The organism is Methanocorpusculum labreanum Z, from assembly GCF_000015765.1.
Classification (GTDB): Archaea; Halobacteriota; Methanomicrobia; order Methanomicrobiales; family Methanocorpusculaceae; genus Methanocorpusculum; species Methanocorpusculum labreanum.
Genome location: NC_008942.1, coordinates 382,685 through 399,491, shown reverse-complemented (window position 1 = coordinate 399,491; position 16,807 = coordinate 382,685). Strand labels below are relative to the sequence as shown.

The window sequence follows — 16,807 nt, the reverse complement described above, 5'->3', positions numbered from 1 at the left end:
ACCCAATTACCCATTTTTTACTGCAGGAGCATAACACGGACAGCGGACGACAAGGAGTCCGCCGAGCAGCACGCACGCCCCAACAATAATGAATACACCCAGATATCCCAGGGGAATAACGATCAAACCGGTAATAAACGGCAATACCGCCATCCCGGCATACTGCATCGTTATTAAGAGACCATTCATCATACCCTGGGGATGAGGAGTGCCCGCGATATAATTCAAAACTGCGACCGAGATTATGCCAAAAACGGCACCGACAAGGATCATGCCGATCGGCGTAAAGAAAACCAGAGGAACCGAGATGGCAAGGATGAATGCCGAACGCCGGAGAAATCCCAGAGAATCCTGAAGAGATAACCGTGATACAGCATAAACACAGACAGCAGTAGACACACTCATCAGCGCAGTCACGACTCCGGAAATTTCTGCAGAAGACCCCGACATCTCCGGATACATACTCGTGACGACACCGGTCGCTCCTGTGAAAATAAACAGAGCAACCCAGAGCCACTTGTGATAGAGTGCGATCGAAAAGATCATGCGAACCGGTATCTTTACAGAGACAAAACCGGAGCCTTCACGGAAGAATATCCCTGCAAAAAATGCGAATCCGGTCAGAACGCTGAACACAAACACGCCGGCATACGGATGGATAACCGATAAGATGCCGGGGATAACAAGACCCGCGACCATACCCACATTCATCAGTGCAAGATACAGACCGGAGAGTTTTGTATGATCAATCTGTGAATTGACATAGGAGAGAGACGATGATACGAACATGCCGGTAAACAAACCCTCCAGGAATCTGAATCCGACGGTCAAAAGAGGATCGTCTGTAAAATACCAGATAAGGAGCCCGGAAACAAATGTTCCCGCCAGACCGATCTTGATGAGCGGAGCGCGTCCGATTTTATCGGATATCCATCCGGCAGGAAATACCATGAAAAACGCGCCTAAAAAGTAGGCAGAGTAGATGGCTCCCTGAACCGCGGCATCCGACGTAATCAGTGCCAGAACCGGGACAACGGCATTCGAGAGAGCCATGGTCGCAAAAGCTCCCAGATAGAGGGAAATCCTGGAAATGTTCATTAGCGCTTTAAAACACCTATCTCGGAGAGCATCGATGGAAGATACTCCTTAGTAACGAAATCAAGACCGCGGCTTGCAAATGCCTGCTGTTCAGACTTGAGATTCATCTCCAGCTGAAGATTGATCTCTTTTTTCCAGAAGTCGGTTGCAAATCTCGGATCGGTGAGTTCCGCCTTCAGCGCAGAAACATCCTGTTCTGTAAGTTTATCGGCAGGCAGATTGTACCGCTGGATATCGGATGGTTTTACCCCGATGAACTGGGCAGAAGGCGTTGCCAGAAGTTCGGACATGTGGGCTGACTTGATAGAACCATAGGCGACTGATGCATAAATGCGGTAGGACCAGGGATCTCCGTCCGTGAAAACAACGACGGGGATTCCCAGCTCCTCGTTCATGCGTTTCAGCATGCGCCGCGTTGCTCGGGCCGGCTGACCCTTCAGGTGAAGAAGAACAGCATTGTACTCTTCATCAAAACCGTTTTCCTGCAGACGGGAGAACATACCACCGGTTTCTATCGCGATAACACAGGAGGCGTCGTGATCGACAAGCTCGACATTCTCCACATTATTCGGAATATTGTATCCGGCTTCTCCCACATCATCCTGACAGTGAATCTCTTTCATACCGCGCCGGGTATTTTCCCGGACACGGATCGGACCGAAGATCGAGGCGCCGTCCTCTTCCGGACGCATATGGAAAAATTCCCTCTGGAGAGCAGTGATGATCTCCAGATCCTCAATCAGATAATTGCTCTCGTTCTGGGCTCCGAACTTCGCCTGTTTCCAGCCCTCAGAGATGTAATACATTTCTCTTAACGTCGAGGAGCGGTTTTCCTGCAGTTGGGTTTTGATGAACCAGATGACATAAGCCATCTTGAGCATATGCGTGGCGGACTTCGCAGTGCCTGCATTTCTGACGGACTCTTTATCGCCGTACTTCCACACCTCGGACTCGTCATCATACTCGATGTTGTACTTTGTTCTCGTAGGCAGTGTGATCGAAGGAACGTCGCCGCCCGCAATTTGATCATACCAGACTTTGGCAATTTCCATCAGGCGTTTTTTTGTTGCCGTATCTCTTTCACTTGGGTCAGACATCGAGATCCACCACCACTTTGAGATTTTCCGCAACACCCTGCATCTCGATCATACCGCCGCCAAGACCGGTATAGATCACCTCGAACGCTTCGCCCGAGGCAAGAGCAAACTTCCATATTTTTGTGTACTCGCCGTCCATTTCGGAAACAAATGAGGGAGGGATTGTTGCATCACCCGCAGGGTCACCCGATATATCATAAAGGGAGATCTCCTGGGGTTTTGTTGTGTAGTTGTCGATATGGATCATAATTTTTCCGCCGGCCGTACTTTTCTTGAGGACCACGCGCCGCATGATCCTTCCTTCGATGAGGGACGTATCGGGTACAGGAAGTTCAACGATCTCGCCAACTTTTGCAGCGATCAAGGGGATCACGGAACATATCGCCCGGGCACGGTCATCCTGCAGTTTGTTCCTGTCGCGGCGAGAGAGAAACATCTTCAGATCGCGGCCGAGCTCCTGCAGAGCAAGCGTGATCTCGCGCTCGATCTCGGGAATCGCTGCGATGGCATCTTTCGATTCGCCCGTAAAAGGAACGCTTGTCGCCGCTACATGGACAAGAATGAGGATAGGACCAGTGGGCAGTCCTGACTGGGAAACCCCGTAGGCTTTCCAGTTCACATTCTGGACGGCGTTTGTAATCGCGCAGGCCCCCTGCTGATACAAAAGCGGAACGCGGTTTGCAAACCGGAGGAGAATGGCATTTCCTTCGGGTGGAAGTTTGCCGCCGTATCCTATTGCCGCCTCCACGATGAACGAGTGACCGCCGTACACGTTTCCGGGACGGGTCCGCGCCTTGATAAAGTCCAGCTCGAACTCCTTTTCCATGCCTTTCACGATCAGCTCATCGGTGATTGGAGAGAGACATTGGGACGCCGACGGAGCAGGGATTTTGGTCGTCTGCATGGCATCGAGCAGACGATTGAGCGATTCAAGATCAAGGGTTGAGACCTTTACAACAGGATCGAGTCTTGCAGAACTGCATATCTCAAGAGAGGTTTTCTCGCCGACTTTCGAGAAACTTTCTACGAGAAACTCCTTAAGGGGCAGATCGGAAGCTGCCGTCATTCGTTTCAAGACGCCGAGTTCTATACCGTACGGATGAGGCTTGATCGCCACAGGACACGGCGGGACCTCGGAAGAAACACGCTCAAATGTAAATGCCTCGTCTTCGATCTCGACACGGAACTTTGCGTGAGGATTGACGATCGATGTGTATTTCAGATACTCGATGAGTTTTTTCCTGGCCGCGATATTGCTTTTGAACTCGAGCTGGACTCGGGTCCCGTGGGGAAGGATCCAGTCAACCTCTTCGTGGGAAAGGACTTCGGGTTCGTTTGTCTCCGTTTTGATAACAAGAGACATGGTGTGAGCCTTGTTCTTCGCATCGGTCCGGGAGGTTACAATAGTCGGCTTTCCGGTGGTGAGCTGAGCATACAATACGGCAGCAGAAATACCGATTCCCTGCTGACCGCGGGTCTGTCTGACCTGATGGAACCGCGAACCGTACAATAATTTGGCAAAAACGCTCGGCATTTTTTCCGGGACAATTCCCGGGCCGTTATCTTCGACGACGACGCGAAACACGTCGTTTGAAACCCTTCTTACCGAAACAAGAATGTCGGGAAGGACCTGTGCTTCTTCGCAGGCATCAAGCGAGTTGTCGATCGCTTCTTTTATGGTGGTGATGATTCCCCTTGTTGGAGAATCAAAACCAAGCATCTGTTTATTTTTCTCGAAAAATTCCGCTACACTGATGCTTCGCTGTTTCTTGGCAAGCTCATCGGCAAGAACCATGGATTACCTCGATGGCATTGTCGATTGACATCTCAGTCTGGACGGCAGTGGCAAGATCTTTGAGCGTGATCATTCCAGCGGCAGCCTCCTTTTCTCCGATCACCACCGCAAACGATGCCCCGGACTTCAGCGCCGAAGACAGCTGCGCCCCAAATCCTCGATCAAGAAGATCCATGACTGCAGTTATCCCTGCACTGCGGAGAGCCGACGCCGCATTGTATGCCGGGATTCGAGTCTCCGGCGTGCAGATGACGGCCACAACCGGTATTGTCTGGGGCGTAATCTCGCCAAGAGAGACCAGAACGCGGTCAAATCCGATCCCAAACCCGCAGGAAGGAACGTCCTTCCCGCCGAACAGGTGAGCGAGCCGATAGACGCCGCCGCCGAGGATCTGATTTTCAGCACCGAGATTGTCGGCGAATCCTTCGAAGACCATGCCCGTATAATAGTCAAGTCCGCGGGCTATGCCAAAGTTCTGTTCGAAGGGGATATTTTGTGCTTCGAGATAGCCGAAGGTCTCCTCAATTCTTGCTTTTTCCGGAATATCTCCCGTTACTGCAAAAATTTCCGGGAGGGTTTTTGCCGTCACGAGACCCTTCAGCGGCTCAAAAAGATCTGAACTATCAAGAGAAGCGAGCGTTGTTCCAAGCAGATCCATATCCCGTTTATCGAGAGCAGCCATAACCTGCTTCTGTGATGGAGCGTCAAGACCTGATAGAAGATGCTTCATCGGGGCAAGGTGGCCTACTTTCATCACAAAGCGGACGCCGGTACATCGTAAAAGTTCGTAAGCAAGAGAGATTACTTCGGCATCTGCGGCTGCAGAGTCTGCACCGATAAGTTCGGAGCCAAACTGCCAGAATTGCCGGTATCTCCCTTTTTGCGGGCGTTCATACCGGAAACATTCCGCAAAGTAGAACCAGCGGAGGGGTTTTGGCGCCATCTGCGCTTCGTTGACGTAGGCACGGAGAACGGCGGCGGTGATTTCCGGGCGAAGCGTAATTTTTCTGCCGCCTTTGTCTTCGAAGGCATACATCTCGTTGATGATTCCTTCACCGGATTTTATCGTGAAAAGTTCCAGCTCCTCAAACATCGGAGTGACGATTTCGCCGTAGCCGAACGTTGCCGCGACGGCACGCATTTTTTGTTCAACAAACCGGCGTTGTGCCATTTCAGCCGGAAGAAAATCTCTTGTTCCGCGGGGTTTTTGTATCATATTTATTTTCTCTCCTGGCGGGGCGCCGATCCAATGAACCGGGTCCATGCAGATTCATTTCCTACCCATACATCCTCTTTCTTCAGTCTGGACTGGAGATACAAAGCGATCAGCATACAGCCGACACCCAGATACATAAACGTGGTCTCGCCGAATCCGGCAAGAGCACATCCGAACCAGCCGAGAGCCGAATAAAGAACGCCGTGATACGCGGCCTTTCGATACCCGTCTTTACCGGTTCTGACAAAGATACGCGTATCCCTTAACCACAAGAACGAGACGGATGCAGCGCCAAAGGCGATGATTATTACTATCGGGTCGAGGTAGGTCATGAATGATGTACTATTTGGCGGAAGTATGCATTAAAGATGTCACCTGGATTATACCTCTGTGAATATACACGGAAAGTTATCTGAATTATGCCGTGCGCCGGGAATCAAAAATGGAATGAAAAATGAAGAGGGTCAGGCCTCGTCTGTCGCTTCCGGCAGGGCAGGTTCGTCCTCGTCGGGAGGGACGATGGCAACACTCGTGACCTTGTCGCCGGAGTCGACACGAATTACACGAACGCCTTTCGTTCCGCGTCCCTGGATGGAAATATCCGATGCAGAAGTCCTGAGAACAACTCCCCCAGCCGTCGTGATGATGACCTGATCATCATCGGAGACCGCAAGCGAGGAGACGACCTTGCCGCGCTCGAAGTTCGCCACGATAGATTTCACGCCCTGTGTGCCGCGGCCGTGTCCACGGAACTCTTCGAACTCAGTCCGTTTGCCGAATCCTTTGTCGGTGATCATCAGAAGATACTGGGTTTCGACAAGCGTCAGAGCACAGACGTAATCACCCTCGAACTTCAGTCTGATACCAATAACACCCTGTGTACCGCGGCCGGTGGCCCGAACCTCATCCTCGGAGAAGCGAAGTGCCTGACCAAATGCAGTTGTAAGAACGACATCTGTACTGCCGTCGGTTACGACAACGTCCACAAGTTCATCGCCGTCAAGAAGTGTTATGCCGATAATTCCTCCGGTCCTCGGCCGTGAGAAAAGATCCTGACTGAACTTGCCAACACGGCCTTTCTTCGTGGCATAAAGAAGATTCTTTTCAGCATCGAAGTCACGCATCGGGATGACCGCCGAAACCTCTTCGTCGGTAAGGTTCAGCAGATTTACGATCGCCTTACCCTTACTTGTTCTCGATCCTTCGGGAATCTCATAGACCCGGAGCCAGTAGACTCTGCCTTTGTTGGTGAAACACAGCAGATAATCATGCGTATTTGCCAGGAAGACTTTGTCCACGGAATCCTCGTCTTTTGTGGTCATGCCGATCACTCCTCTGCCACCGCGTTTCTGCTGGCGATAGAGATCGAGAGGCACGCGTTTTATGTAATTCTGGGTCGTGAGCATCACAAGGGTCTGTTCATCGGGGATCAGATCCATCACGTTGAAGTCAGTGTTTGCAGTGTAATCGATCTGGGTCCGGCGTTCATCGGCATATGCCGTGCGAATCTCCGACGTCTCGGTTTTGACAACCGAGAGGATGTTCTCCTCGGACGAAAGTATCCAGGTAAGTTTGTCAATAACCAACTGGAGCGAGGTGGTCTCATCCAGAATCTTCTGCTGTTCAAGGGCCGCGAGACGGCGCAACTGCATTTTGAGAATCGCCTCGGCCTGTGCTTCCGAGAAACCAAGTTTAGAGACTAACGCTTCCTGAGCTACCGAAACTTCGGGCGAAGCACGGATGGTGGCGATTACCACATCGATCATATCGAGAGCCTTCAAAAGTCCCGAGAGAATATGCATGCGTTCCTCGGCTTTCCGCAGATCGAAAAGGGACCGACGCCGAACGACATCGACACGGTGTGCGATGAAATGACGCAGAAGTTCTGCCAGGGACAGGATCTTCGGTTTCTTGTCAACGATCGCGAGATTGATAATGCCGAACGAACTTTCGAGCTGAGTATGTTTATACAGCAGATTGAGAACAACGTTTGCCTGGGTATTCTGCTTAAGTTCGATAATAACACGGATACCGTCTTTATCGGACTCGTCCCGGATGTCGCTGATGCCTTCGATCGTCTTCGATTTTACAAGATCGGCAATCTTTTCGATCATCGCCGCCTTGTTCACCTGATAGGGGATCTCGGTGATGACGATCTGCTCGAATCCTTTTTTGCGTTCCTCGATCTCGGCAATGCCGCGGAGAACAACTTTCCCCTGACCCGTCTGATAGGCATTGACGATCCCGTCGGTGCCCATGATCTTACCGCCGGTCGGGAAATCCGGGGCCGGAAGGATCTTCATCATCTCTTCAAGAGACATCTCCGGGTTATCGATGTAGGCATCGACCAGATCGCAGACCTCGCCGAGGTTGTGCGGCATCATGTTGGTCGCCATACCGACAGCAATACCCGTCGTACCGTTTACGAGGAGGTTTGGGATCCGGCTGGGGAGAACATCCGGTTCCTGGGATGATTCATCGAAGTTCGGCACGAAATCGACGGTTTCCTTGTCGATATCCTCCAAAAGGGATTCTGCCGCTTTGGTAAGGCGCGCCTCGGTATAACGCATTGCTGCTGCCGAGTCGCCGTCGATCGAACCGAAGTTACCCTGCCCGTCCACCAGCGTATAGCGATACGAAAACGGCTGGGCCATCTTCACGAGTGTGTCGTAGATCGCAGAGTCACCGTGCGGGTGATAATTACCCATGGTGGCGGCGACTGCCTTGGCCGATTTCTTGTATGCCTTATCACTCGTGTTCCCCTCGTCGTGGAACATGGCATACAGAATACGCCGGTGGACCGGTTTCAGACCATCACGGACATCGGGGATCGCACGCCCAATGATGACACTCATCGCGTAATCGATGAAGCAGTTCTTCATCTCATCCTCGATGTTGATCGAGACCGTTTTGTGCGTGGTGTTCTCTTCAGATGTCAAGGTTCTTCACCTCCCCTGCATGACGTTTAATGAAATCTTTTCTGGGCATGACATCATCTCCCATGAGTTTTTCAAATATCTCATTCGCATAACTTGCATCCTCGATTCTGACCTGCTTCAGGATCCGGAACTCGGGATTCATTGTTGTGTTCCAGAGCTGGCCTGCATTCATTTCACCAAGACCCTTGTACCGCTGGACCGAGATGCCCTTCTCGCCGTACTCAGCGATGGCAAGACGCATATCCTCTTCCGTGTACACGTATTTTTCCTGTTTTCCTTTCGCAATTCTAAAGAGAGGTGGCTGAGCGATGTAGATATATCCCATCTCCACAAGCGGCTTCATGAACCGGTAGAAGAAGGTCAGAAGCAGAATCCTGATATGAGCGCCGTCCACATCCGCATCCGTCATGATGACGATGTGATGATATCTCGCACGTTCGGCATCGAACTTATCCCCGTATCCGGCACCGATCGCGGTGATGAGGGTCTGAATTTCGGCATTTTTCAAGGCCTTGTGTTCCAGTGCTTTTTCTACGTTCAGGATTTTACCACGAAGCGGCAGGATCGCCTGGAACTTTCTGTCGCGCCCCTGTTTGGCCGAACCACCGGCAGAATCTCCCTCCACGATATAGATCTCGCTTTTTGCCGGGTCGCGCTCGGAACAGTCGGCAAGTTTTCCAGGAAGACCCGACATCTCGAGAGATGTTTTTCTTCGGGCAAGCTCCTTTGCACGACGGGCAGCCTCGCGGGCATTTGCGGCATCAAGGGATTTCTTGGCGATGGCGGCGATGACCTTCGGGTTTTCCTCGAAAAACTCTGTCAGTGCCTGGTACATCATCGAGTCGACGAGACCTTTGACGTTGCTGTTTCCAAGCCGCATCTTCGTCTGCCCCTCGAACTGGGGGTTGGCGATCTTGACGCTGATTACGGCGGTCAGCCCTTCACGAACATCCTCGCCGCGGACGGAAACATCCTCTTTGAGATGTTTGTTTGCATGGGCTATGTTGTTGATCGCACGCGTGAGAGCCGAACGGAATCCTTCCAGGTGAGTCCCTCCCTCACGGGTATTGACACTGTTTACGTATGTATAGAGGATTTCTCCGTAGGTATCGTTATACTGGAGAGCGACCTCCACCTCGATTTTATTTACATCGTCGGATTTGTCGACATAGATCGGCTCCGGGTGGAGCAGTTCTTTTCCTTCGTTTAAATGGGCAACGAACTGACGAAGTCCGCCTTCATAGCAGAACGTGTCCGAATCTCCGGTCCGGTGATCCTCAACATGGATCTCCAGCCCTTTATTGAGATATGCAAGTTCTCTGAACCGGTGGGCAAGGACGTCATAATCGAACTCGGTCGTCTCAAAGATGGAACCATCCGGATAGAAAGTGATCCGCGTTCCGGTGGTAGTTTCTTTCGGCTGACCTTCTTTGTCCAGTCTCTTCTGCCGCAGAAGATACTCTTCGTCGGTTTCCGGGCGGGAGGTGAGAGGCTGCAGAAGTACTCCTTTGCCAAAGACCATGGAATAGATATTCCCGTCACGGTACACTTCGGCAGTAAGACGCGTTGAAAGAGCGTTGACGACCGAAACACCGACTCCGTGCAGACCGCCGGAAACCTGATAGGTATTCTTATCGAACTTTCCGCCGGCATGAAGCACGGTCATAACGACTTCAAGGGCGCTCTTGTTCTGCTTGGGCATGATATCGACCGGAATACCTCTGCCGTCATCCTCCACGCTTACTGATCCGTTGGGGTTGATGATGATGACGATATGCTTACAGAATCCGGCTAAGGCTTCGTCGATGGAGTTATCGACTACCTCGTATACAAGGTGGTGAAGACCGCGGGTATCGGTACTGCCGATATACATGGCAGGTCTTTCTCGGACAGGGGTTAACCCCTCCAGAACAGTAATGTGGGAGGCGTCGTAATTATCAGTCATCTAAGTTTGGTTCTCCTTATCAATTTGAGTCATATTCACCGTCGTTTTTGAAAATGGTTAACATCCTCGAAAGCGATTTTCAAAAATATATTTGCATTATTATATTAGTGCGGATTGCTTATTAATGTGGGTGAACCACAAATGAGAACCTGGTTGGAATATGCCCAAATTGAGGGTGAATCAGTGTGCGGCCAAAGATAGAGCAGCATAAAACAGATATTTTTTGATATGGAGATAAGAGGGAAAACCCAATTTTATCTCATGCGATCATCTGAACAAAATTTTTGAGAATACGGATCCCGGCATCCCCGCTTTTTTCCGGATGGAACTGAACACCCATCACGTTCCCGACACCCACTGCCGAGGCATACGGCACGATGTAATCGGTTTTTGCGATCGTGAACTCGGGAGTCGTATCGGCATAATAGGAGTGAACGAAGTACACATACGTCCCGTCAGATATTCCTTCGAAAAGTGGGTGATTCGAGGGAGAGATGGTATTCCACCCCATCTGGGGGATCTTCATCCCGGGTTTTTTTGGAAAAAGCCGAACCGTTCCCGGCACAAAGCCAAGCCCTTTGTGAAGACCGTGTTCTTCGCTTTCCTCTAAAAGCATCTGCATGCCGAGACATATGCCAAGAAGTGGTTTTTTTGTCGCCTCTTCTTTCACAAGGTCGATCAAAGGAGAGAGCTTGCTCATTCCTTCAGCAAAGGCACCGACCCCCGGAAGGAGAAGTCCGTCTGCCGATTGAATGATCTCGGGATCATTCGTGATTTTCGGACAGGCACCTGCCGCCTCGAGACCGCGGACAACACTGCGGAGATTTCCCAATCCGTAATCCAGAACGGCGATTTCAGAAGTGCCCATCTATATCACTATCTTCTTCATTTGTTTCCCGGATTCTCCATAAACCTTTCGCCGCCCATTCGGGAGATTTACCGTTCGCATCTCCCCAAGCCTTCAGTTTCCGTTCCCAGTCGGCCCACAATTCCGGATACCGCGCCTCGATATCCTTCATGCAGGCTATGTCGGAGGACGGACACATAAAGCAGCCGATCCGGTCGAGACCCAGTTCATAGAGGGGATTATAAGGAGCTTTTTCCCGGAAAAGATAGAGCCAGTCGTGCATAGCTGTCCAATGCTGGATGGGGGCTGCGGAAATCTGGCAGGGGACGTTTCGGTTTCTCCAGACCCGCGGACTCTGCATGCGTTTGGCAGACTCGAACTTTCGCTGACCGATAAAAGAGATCGCCTCGCCCCATTTATTTTCAATGAGGGTCTTGACCGGCGTAAGTTTGCATGCTTTGCAGCACCACCTGAAATCGACCGCCGGCGGCCCCTGCAGTTCAAATCCTTCCCAGAACCCGGAATTTCCCGACTCGATAATCAGCGGGAGGTCAAACAGTTCGGAGACTTTCTGGACATTTTCAATTGTTTCCGGAAATTCAAGGCCCGTGTCCGCAAATATCAGCGGCAGACGAAGCCCTGCCTTGAGCGTGATGAGAAGTGTTACCAGACTGTCTTTCCCCCCGGAGTAGGATACGGTCGGCTGGATTCCCGGGTTTTTGGCGATGACATCATGGATGAACTCAATCGATTTTCTTTCATAGAGATCAAGGATATTGTTGTTTGCCATGATCGCATCTTCCCAGGTTGAAGGGGCAGCGTCCACTATGGGTTTTTGAGTCCGGCGGGTTCTGACCAGCTGACCCCGGGTAGCACCCACCGTTTCCCGATATGACATCTTGGCTCTGCCGACCGCCACGCAGTCCCCAGACTCGGAAAGAACGAACACACTGTCGCCGACTTCGATATCGGGCGATACAAAGGTAACGCCGGGCATAAGAACGCTGCTTCCGTCCCGAATATATCCTGCGGCATCGTCCGTGACTCGAATGAATCGTTTGGTCGGGACGACTAGGGCCGCCGCTGCTTCTCTAGGCAGAACTTCCCATCGGGACTCTGCCGGAATATATCGAATAGCGCAGACCACCGCACCGCCGATGATGATCTCTTCCATCCGGTCCTCATCGGGGACTTTGTTGAGAAGGGCGAGATATCCATCAGGGATCAACGGAACGCCGAACTGTTCTTCGAAGAGGCGGTTCACTAGATCTCTGTCCCGCTGAAAAGCCGGACGAACATCTCCCGGCGGAGTCACGGAGACGGGACGGGCCTTTTCCCCGCAGGAGCAGAGTTTTCCCATCACCGGGGCATGACATTTGTCACACCAGTAAAACGGCACGGGAGCAAGAAATGGAGAGTTTTTCATAGTATTCACTCAATTAAAAGGAGCATGACCGTTGTCATTGGAGAATCCAGAACGGATCCGCCGGGAACATTCGTGCATGAGAGGATATCAAGATCCCATCCGACGGAGGCACAGGAAGCATAGACATCGATTCCGGCAGCTTCCATGCTTGGACGCATTTTTCTTCTGTTCATACAGTCAGTGATATCTGCATCGTCGTCTTTTGCCGTGCAGTGCGTGCATAATCCACACTGATGACCGGTATAGGCAAACGCCTTGTAGAACCCTGCAGAGAATGCCATACTCTCGAGTTCATACATGACATTTTGAACATAGGCAGTCATATCGCGGGAGACGAGGCGCTCCGGCGTTGTTTCCCCGACATCCCCTAAAAATTTTATCAGAAGGGCTGTTTTGTATTCTTTAAGGACTTTTTTCGTCTCTGCAGGCGTCGGAGAGTAAGGCGGGCAGGAAAACCTGCGGCCAAATCCGCTGCAACCGAAAAGACATTTCTGTCGGACCCATTCGGCAGTGACGATGTCTTTTGCAGGGATCATGGTAGCTTCCCCGCCTTTTTCAACAACAAACCTGACAAGTTCAGCAATCAGGTCCTGTTTTTCCTGCTTCATTTAGTTCTTCTCCGAACGGCCTCATCGATGATCTTTGTTGATGAAGTAAAAGGCATCCCGGTGTACTCGGAGATTCGCACAACATCTGCACAGATATTCCGTTCAGCCAGATCGGCCCTCAGCTTTTCCTCGGACCATTTCTGGTTAAAACCGATCGTTATGACGGCGGGATCGATCTCACGGATAGGTTTGTACATATCCGTCTGATCCCCAAGTACGGCATGATCAACGCACTTGAGACTCTGGATCATTTTGAGCCGCTGATCTTCGGAAACGATAGGGCGGGGTTTATGAACGACATTCTTTTCCCGGGCAACAATGACCCACAACTCGTCACCTAATTTTTTCGACTCTTCAAGATAGTATATATGTCCGGGATGGAGGATATCAAATGTCCCGGTGGCGACTATTTTTTTCATGGTATAACTTCCAAGACTTTTTGTTTCCCGTCCCTGCCGTAACATCTCCAGGAGTTTTCATCGAAGGGGGGGCCTACGATGATATGGCACTGACCGCTCTGGGAAAATGTTGCCAGATCCGCATCCGAAGGTGATAAACAGCCGTTTGGATGACTGTGAGCCGTCCCTGCGATCTGCATTCCAAGGGGGATCATATCCATGAAAATATTGGCGCTATCCTGTGAGACTCTGGTACCGGGGATCGGATAGGTGACGTTGATGACACCCTTTTCCATGCCCAGCATGACGATATATTCATCCGGAAAGCTTGATCTTCCCATCTCCAAAAGGAGATCAAGTACTTCCTGATCTATGGCACGGACTAACATTCAGTTACTTATATTGGAGAGTATGAGAGATAATGTTTCACATATGGGTTTGGCGGTTATATGGAATGGATACATAATTCCCATTGAGGTCATTTATTCGGATCGGAGAAGATCCTGGGCGATCGAAGTTAAGACGAACGGCGAGGTGCTGATACGCGTTCCAAAAGCCACTTCCTTGGAAAAAGTTCAGGAGATCGCACAGAGCAAAGCCGAGTGGATCGCAAAACAGCAGGCTCTGTTTCAAAACAGGGACACAAAACCCAGAAGCTACAGTGATGGGGAAGTAATTCCATTTTTCGGGGAAGACCTGACCATACAACGGAGTGCCGGACCCGCCAAAGCGGAGATCGCGGGAGAAGTTCTTCACATATCAACACCGGATTCCTTTACGCCGGATGAAGCCGAAATGATTGCCCGCGATGTGGTAATGCTTTTGTACAGGCGTCGTGGACCCGCGGTTCTGGATGCATATGTGGAAAAGTATGCGGAGCTTGCCGGCGTGACGAAGCCAAACCTGCGAATGAAGCTGCAGAAGAAAAAATGGGGATGTTGTACTCCAAAAAATGGGATAATCATCAATGCACGAGTGCTGCTTGCCCCAAAAATCGTTGCCGAGTATCTGGTCGTCCACGAAATAGTACATCTCAGATATCCCCACCATCAGAAAACCTACTGGAAAGAGGTCGAACGACTTATGCCCAAATACCGGGACGTCGAAAAACTGATGAAAGCCGACGGATGGAAATGGGAGTTTTGATTTTTGGAACCTGAGTTATTATCCATATCCTGAATTCCAAAAAAGGAATGAAGAAGGATTATGCTTGCTTTACAAATGAAGTAATTCCAGTAGAGACAGCGACGAGGGATTTTCCGTCAGCAGAGAGCGTATATGTCCCTGCGTTAAATAATGCGGAGGTTCCGGTAAGCTTATAGGTCTTTTCTTCGACCTTCTCCCAGGTCATGGGAACTGTGGAATTGATGCCAAGAAGGCTGATGGTCAGACTCCCGGTTCCATTCTCATAAAACACGACGGGAATGTCGGTACCGTAAATATACCAGTTCCCAACAATAGGTTCACTGGCGATGCAGCCGGCAGCGCCAACAGAGATAAAAAGGGCAATCAGCAAGGCGGCAATCAGACTTTTCTTCATAAGAGAGAAATGAGAGAGTTAAGTATATCTCTCTTTCTTTTTCCAATTACGCGGTTTTTATCTTCGCAACGTCGGCGAGACCAAGATCGGCGATGGATATCTCCTGCATATCGCCTTTCTTGATTTTGCCTGTAACGGTCATGGGGAAAGAATCCACAAACTTGTAATAACGCGGGATCTTGTGGCGGGCAATCTTCCCGTCGGCAAATGCCTTGATCTCTTCTTCCGTGATCGTAGTTCCAGGTTCTGCTTTCACCCAGGCACAGAGTTCCTCGCCGTATTTCGCATCCGGAACTCCGATGACATAGATGTCGGAAATCTTCGGGTGAAGATGGAAGAACTCCTCGATCTCTCTTGGATAAAGGTTTTCTCCGCCGCGAATGACCATCTCCTTCAGACGGCCTGCCATCCGGACATAGCCTTCCTCATCCATCGTTCCAAGATCGCCGGAGTGGAGCCAGCCGTCTTTGTCGATGACCTGCTTGGTTGCATTCGGATTATTGTAGTAACATTTCATCTTCATGTAACCGCGGGCACATATTTCGCCTTTCTCGCCGAGAGGGACGATTCTTCCTGTCTTCGGATCTGTGATCTTGATTTCAGTGTGCGGGAAGGCACGACCAACGGTCGCCACACGGTTTTCAAGCGTGTCGGAGGTGGTGGACATGGTAATACCCGGTGCCGTTTCAGTCAGACCGTAAACGATAACGATATCTTTCATGTTCATCCTTGAAGCGACCTCCCGCATCTTCTCGATAGGACATGGAGATCCTGCCATGATACCGGTCCTAAGACTGGAAAGATCATACCGGTTGAAGTTCGGGTGCTCCAGTTCTGCGATGAACATGGTTGGAACGCCGTGAAGAGCCGTACATTTTTCCGCCTCGACCGCCTGAAGTACGGCCTCGGCATCGAAGAACGGACCGGGGATGACCATCGTGGATCCGTGCGTCACACAGGCCATATTCGAGAGGACCATCCCGAAACAGTGATAGAACGGAACCGGAATACAGAGTTTGTCGTTCTCGGTAAAACTCATCCCGTCACCGATAAACAGTCCGTTGTTTAAGACCGAATGATGGGACAAAACGACGCCTTTGGGAAATCCGGTCGTTCCGGACGTATACTGGATGTTGAGCGCATCGTCGAAAGAGACAGACTCTTCACGGTTTTCCAGTTCGAAGTCGGAGACATACTCACCCATCTCGAGAAGTTCGCTCCAGCGGTACATCCCGTTATAGATGATCTCGCCCATGAATACGACGTTACGTAAATACGGGAACTTCTCTGACCGGATCTTGCCGGGTTTTGCCTCGAATGCCTCGGGGCATGCCTCGTAGAACATACCGACGTAATCGGAGGTCTTGAACTTTCCCTGAAGGATCAGAGTGTCCACTTCCGACTGCTTGAGGGCGTATTCCAGTTCGAACGTACGGTAGGCAGGATTGATGTTCACCATCACCGCACCGATCTTGGCGGTCGCAAACTGGACAAGGATCCACTCGGCATAATTCATTGCCCAGATGGCAACACGCGTCCCGTGTTCCACGCCAAGCATCATAAGACCTTTGGCCACCGCATTCGTCTCAGCAAGGAACTCCGTCCAATTATAGCGAAGTACCTTAGACCCGGCAGTGTTTAGAGTTAGTCTGGCCTCGCGATACGAGTTCGGCTCGTCGGATACGAGCCCTTCGTGGCAGTAGTTTGCCGCGTCAGACATACACCGTTTGCTGTAGGGATTCGGCTGAAAGGAGACTAGAGCATCGTTGCGGGGATATTTAGCCGCAATGCTGTTCAAGACATCTCCTACGGTACTTCCCAAAAGGGGTTTCTGGGAAGTCCCACATGCGTAGCTTTCAGACATGTGCTTACTACGTTAGAGTGGAGAATATAAAAAA

15 protein-coding genes are annotated in these 16,807 nt (G+C 50.9%); 1 reads left to right on the top strand and 14 read right to left on the bottom strand.

Translation table 11 applies throughout. The annotated features are described in order from the left end of the window. Positions 1–6: 6 nt before the first annotated feature. From MLAB_RS02200 to MLAB_RS02145, 12 genes are all read right to left on the bottom strand, one after another. Entirely contained in the window at positions 7–1,098 is a 1,092-nt protein-coding gene (locus MLAB_RS02200) for an MFS transporter (protein ID WP_011832795.1), read from the bottom strand. Beyond that, a complete protein-coding gene (locus MLAB_RS02195; protein WP_011832794.1) occupies positions 1,098–2,195 on the bottom strand; it encodes a DNA topoisomerase IV subunit A in 1,098 nt (365 codons plus the stop codon). Before MLAB_RS02195 ends, MLAB_RS02200 begins: the two co-directional genes overlap by 1 nt. Further along, positions 2,188–3,990: a DNA topoisomerase VI subunit B gene (locus MLAB_RS02190; protein ID WP_011832793.1), complete on the bottom strand. Its 1,803-nt coding sequence runs from the start codon at positions 3,988–3,990 to the stop codon at positions 2,188–2,190. Before MLAB_RS02190 ends, MLAB_RS02195 begins: the two co-directional genes overlap by 8 nt. Then, the gene (hisS, locus tag MLAB_RS02185; RefSeq protein ID WP_011832792.1) at positions 3,974–5,206 is read right to left on the bottom strand and encodes a histidine--tRNA ligase; all 1,233 of its coding nucleotides are present in this window, start codon (positions 5,204–5,206) and stop codon (positions 3,974–3,976) included. Before hisS ends, MLAB_RS02190 begins: the two co-directional genes overlap by 17 nt. A 2-nt stretch (positions 5,207–5,208) precedes the next feature. Next, entirely contained in the window at positions 5,209–5,538 is a 330-nt protein-coding gene (locus tag MLAB_RS02180; RefSeq protein WP_011832791.1) for a hypothetical protein, read from the bottom strand. A 132-nt stretch (positions 5,539–5,670) separates the two neighbouring features. Further along, the gene (gyrA, locus tag MLAB_RS02175; protein WP_011832790.1) at positions 5,671–8,145 is read right to left on the bottom strand and encodes a DNA gyrase subunit A; all 2,475 of its coding nucleotides are present in this window, start codon (positions 8,143–8,145) and stop codon (positions 5,671–5,673) included. Further along, positions 8,135–10,090, bottom strand: a complete 1,956-nt coding sequence (gyrB, locus tag MLAB_RS02170) for a DNA topoisomerase (ATP-hydrolyzing) subunit B (RefSeq protein ID WP_011832789.1) — start codon at positions 10,088–10,090, stop codon at positions 8,135–8,137. Before gyrB ends, gyrA begins: the two co-directional genes overlap by 11 nt. A gap of 259 nt (positions 10,091–10,349) precedes the next feature. After that, positions 10,350–10,958, bottom strand: a complete 609-nt coding sequence (gene hisH, locus MLAB_RS02165; protein ID WP_011832788.1) for an imidazole glycerol phosphate synthase subunit HisH — start codon at positions 10,956–10,958, stop codon at positions 10,350–10,352. Then, positions 10,945–12,363: a phosphoadenosine phosphosulfate reductase domain-containing protein gene (locus MLAB_RS02160; RefSeq protein ID WP_011832787.1), complete on the bottom strand. Its 1,419-nt coding sequence runs from the start codon at positions 12,361–12,363 to the stop codon at positions 10,945–10,947. Before MLAB_RS02160 ends, hisH begins: the two co-directional genes overlap by 14 nt. 5 nt (positions 12,364–12,368) lie before the next feature. Continuing rightward, complete coding sequence (locus MLAB_RS02155; RefSeq protein WP_011832786.1) at positions 12,369–12,971, bottom strand: DUF2284 domain-containing protein; 603 nt, start codon at positions 12,969–12,971, stop codon at positions 12,369–12,371. Then, complete coding sequence (locus MLAB_RS02150; RefSeq protein WP_011832785.1) at positions 12,968–13,390, bottom strand: adenylyltransferase/cytidyltransferase family protein; 423 nt, start codon at positions 13,388–13,390, stop codon at positions 12,968–12,970. The genes MLAB_RS02155 and MLAB_RS02150 overlap by 4 nt, the downstream gene beginning before the upstream one ends. Next, entirely contained in the window at positions 13,387–13,758 is a 372-nt protein-coding gene (locus MLAB_RS02145) for a Mov34/MPN/PAD-1 family protein (protein WP_048061973.1), read from the bottom strand. Before MLAB_RS02145 ends, MLAB_RS02150 begins: the two co-directional genes overlap by 4 nt. Before the next feature lie 43 nt (positions 13,759–13,801). Here MLAB_RS02145 and MLAB_RS02140 point away from each other — a divergent pair, with 43 nt between their 5' ends. Next, entirely contained in the window at positions 13,802–14,515 is a 714-nt protein-coding gene (locus tag MLAB_RS02140) for a M48 family metallopeptidase (RefSeq protein ID WP_048061972.1), read from the top strand. A 58-nt stretch (positions 14,516–14,573) separates the two neighbouring features. On the opposite strand, the gene MLAB_RS02135 is transcribed toward MLAB_RS02140, so the two are convergent. Further along, positions 14,574–14,909: a hypothetical protein gene (locus MLAB_RS02135; RefSeq protein WP_011832782.1), complete on the bottom strand. Its 336-nt coding sequence runs from the start codon at positions 14,907–14,909 to the stop codon at positions 14,574–14,576. Positions 14,910–14,955: 46 nt separating this feature from the next. Beyond that, positions 14,956–16,773, bottom strand: a complete 1,818-nt coding sequence (locus MLAB_RS02130; RefSeq protein WP_011832781.1) for an AMP-binding protein — start codon at positions 16,771–16,773, stop codon at positions 14,956–14,958. Positions 16,774–16,807: the final 34 nt, after the last annotated feature.

What these genes read in the sequence shown, in the direction of transcription:
- MLAB_RS02200 (WP_011832795.1), bottom strand. Translation starts at nt 1,098, where the DNA reads ATGAACATTTCCAGGATTTCCCTCTATCTGGGAGCTTTTGCGACCATG.
- MLAB_RS02195 (WP_011832794.1), bottom strand. Translation starts at nt 2,195, where the DNA reads ATGTCTGACCCAAGTGAAAGAGATACGGCAACAAAAAAACGCCTGATG.
- MLAB_RS02190 (WP_011832793.1), bottom strand. Translation starts at nt 3,990, where the DNA reads ATGGTTCTTGCCGATGAGCTTGCCAAGAAACAGCGAAGCATCAGTGTA.
- hisS (WP_011832792.1), bottom strand. Translation starts at nt 5,206, where the DNA reads ATGATACAAAAACCCCGCGGAACAAGAGATTTTCTTCCGGCTGAAATG.
- MLAB_RS02180 (WP_011832791.1), bottom strand. Translation starts at nt 5,538, where the DNA reads ATGACCTACCTCGACCCGATAGTAATAATCATCGCCTTTGGCGCTGCA.
- gyrB (WP_011832789.1), bottom strand. Translation starts at nt 10,090, where the DNA reads ATGACTGATAATTACGACGCCTCCCACATTACTGTTCTGGAGGGGTTA.
- hisH (WP_011832788.1), bottom strand. Translation starts at nt 10,958, where the DNA reads ATGGGCACTTCTGAAATCGCCGTTCTGGATTACGGATTGGGAAATCTC.
- MLAB_RS02160 (WP_011832787.1), bottom strand. Translation starts at nt 12,363, where the DNA reads ATGAAAAACTCTCCATTTCTTGCTCCCGTGCCGTTTTACTGGTGTGAC.
- MLAB_RS02155 (WP_011832786.1), bottom strand. Translation starts at nt 12,971, where the DNA reads ATGAAGCAGGAAAAACAGGACCTGATTGCTGAACTTGTCAGGTTTGTT.
- MLAB_RS02150 (WP_011832785.1), bottom strand. Translation starts at nt 13,390, where the DNA reads ATGAAAAAAATAGTCGCCACCGGGACATTTGATATCCTCCATCCCGGA.
- MLAB_RS02145 (WP_048061973.1), bottom strand. Translation starts at nt 13,758, where the DNA reads ATGTTAGTCCGTGCCATAGATCAGGAAGTACTTGATCTCCTTTTGGAG.
- MLAB_RS02140 (WP_048061972.1), top strand. Translation starts at nt 13,802, where the DNA reads ATGGGTTTGGCGGTTATATGGAATGGATACATAATTCCCATTGAGGTC.
- MLAB_RS02135 (WP_011832782.1), bottom strand. Translation starts at nt 14,909, where the DNA reads ATGAAGAAAAGTCTGATTGCCGCCTTGCTGATTGCCCTTTTTATCTCT.
- MLAB_RS02130 (WP_011832781.1), bottom strand. Translation starts at nt 16,773, where the DNA reads ATGTCTGAAAGCTACGCATGTGGGACTTCCCAGAAACCCCTTTTGGGA.